Annotated in this window: 1 protein-coding gene; it reads left to right on the top strand. The window is 67.9% G+C overall.

Annotated elements, in window-relative coordinates; all coding sequences use genetic code 11:
* Nucleotides 1-2,385 (top strand): helicase-related protein (locus tag IRZ30_RS17015; protein WP_294086892.1); only part of this gene is annotated, 2,385 nt, incomplete at both ends.

Here is a 2,385-nt window from a genome sequence, read left to right as displayed (position 1 = left end):
GTACTACACGATCGACCCGACGCTGGCGGACTCCTTCCTCGACCACCTGGAGGAGAGTGATCGTGAGTCTCGCGAGCGCGGCGCGCCGACGCTGCACGAGCGCTTCGAGGCACTCGCTCGCAGCGCGGCCTATCGCCAGGGCGGGGTGCCGCGTTCGGCCCGCGCGGACCACGCTCAGGTGATCGGAACACTGCGCACGATCCTCGCGCGGACCTGCCTCAGCGCGCTGGAGCCCGACCTGATCATCCTGGACGAGTTCCAGCGATTCAAGCACCTGCTGAACGGGCAGGATGCTGCCAGCCAACTTGCAAGTGACTTGTTCAACTACCAGGACGCTGCAACGCGGGCGCGTGTGCTGCTCCTGTCCGCCACGCCGTACAAGATGTACACGCTGGATGAGGAAGCCGAGTCGGACGATCACTACCGCGACTTTATCGACACGATCCGGTTCCTCCTCCGGAGCGAGACGGAGACCGAGGCGATCGGGCACCTGTTGCGTGAGTACCGGCGTGCGCTGTACCAGCTCGGTGTCGATCGGGTCGGCACCCTTGCTCGGCTGCGGTTCCTCTCCACGAACCTGGAGGCGCGACTCCGGCGCGTCATGGTGCGTACCGAGCGTCTGGCTGCCTCCAGCGACCGGAACGGCATGCTGACCGAGGTGCCCCCGCCGGCGTTGCCCGTTGCTCCATCGGATATTCACGCCTATCTCGAGACGCAGCAGTTGGCCGACGTGCTCGATCAGGGGGACATGGTCGAGTACTGGAAGGCGGCGCCGTTCCTCGTCAACTTCATGGAGGGGTACAAGCTCAAAGAGGCGATCGAGGCGGCGAGAGCGGTGCCTGCGCAGGCGGAGCAGCTTGCATCGCTGCTGGCGAACAGCCGGTACCTCCTCTTCCCGCTCGATGAGTGGCGGCGGTATGCCGAGATCGACCCGGGCAACGCGCGCCTGCGGCACCTGGTGCGCGACACGCTCGACCGTGGCATGTGGCGTTGGCTCTGGCTCCCCGGCGCGCTCCAGTACTACGAGTTGTCCGGTGTCTACACCGGTGTTCGGCCCGCGGACGTCACGAAGCGGCTCGTGTTCAGTGCCTGGCGGGTCGCGCCGAAGGTCATCGCGGCGCTGATGAGCTACGAGGCGGAGCGCCGGATGGTTCGCATGTTCGACGACGCGGTCGAAAACTCTCCCGAGGCGCGGCGTCGTTACCGACCGCTGCTCCGGTTCACGCGCCATGATGGCCGGCTGACCGGCATGCCGGTGTTCGGTATGCTCTACCCCTCGGTTGCCCTGGCCGCGGCGACCGACCCCCTCGCCATCGCGCGCGACCTCGGCGCGGCAGGCCGTGGGATGGTTCGTCTCCCCCGCGCTGCTGCGGTCCTCACCGCGGCGGAACGGCGGATCGAGGCCATGCTCGCGGCGCTGCCGGCCGGCGCCGACAGCGGACCGGAAGACGAGAGCTGGTACTGGGCCGCGCCGATCCTCCTCGACCATCACTATGACCCAGCGGGAACCGAGGCCTGGTTCAACCGGCCAGGGCTGGCGACGCGTTGGACACGGAGCGAGGAGTTCGGATCTGAGGGGGACGAGGACAGCGCGTGGGCGGAGCACGTGGACTACGCCCGTCAGGTCCTGGACGGGTCGGTCCGCCTGGGACGTCGACCGGCCGACCTGCCGCAGGTTCTGGCCCTGCTCGGCGTTGGCGGGCCGGCGATCGCCGCTTTCCGCGCCCTGAGCCGGGTGGTCGGTAGCACCGAACCGGCCCACGTGGAGGCCGTGCGGGACAGCGCTGCACACATCGCGTGGGGCTTCCGCACGCTCTTCAACGTCCCCGAGGTGAGTTTCTTGCTCCGCGGGATCAACCGCCGTGAGCCCTACTGGCGTCGCGTGCTCGAGTATGGTGTCGCCGGTGGCATCCAGGCGATGCTCGACGAATACGTGCACGTGTTGCAAGAATCGCTCGGGCTGCTCGGCCACGACCCGGTAATGGTCGCGCAGGAGTTGGCCGCCGCGATCTTTGATGCCCTCACGCTCCGCACGGCGACCCTGCGACTGGATCATCTCACGGCGGACGGGGCAGAGCAGCCGGTCAGCATCGAGCGGTACGGGATGCGTGCCCGGTTCGCCGTACGCTTCGGTGACCAGCACGCGGAGGACGATCGGGTGTTGGCCCGTGCCGGTCAGGTGCGCACGGCATTCAACTCTCCTTTCTGGCCCTTCGTCCTTGCCACCACCTCCATCGGCCAGGAGGGACTCGACTTCCACCCGTACTGCCACGCGGTGGTGCACTGGAATCTGCCGTCGAACCCGGTGGACCTGGAGCAGCGCGAGGGGCGGGTCCACCGCTACAAGGGGCACGCGGTCCGCAAGAACGTGGCGCGGCAATATGG

The organism is Sphaerobacter sp., from assembly GCF_019683595.1.
GTDB lineage: Bacteria > Chloroflexota > Chloroflexia > Thermomicrobiales > Thermomicrobiaceae > Sphaerobacter.
Note: the sequence above shows the minus strand (reverse complement) of the source record. Positions and strands in the feature narration are given on the sequence as shown.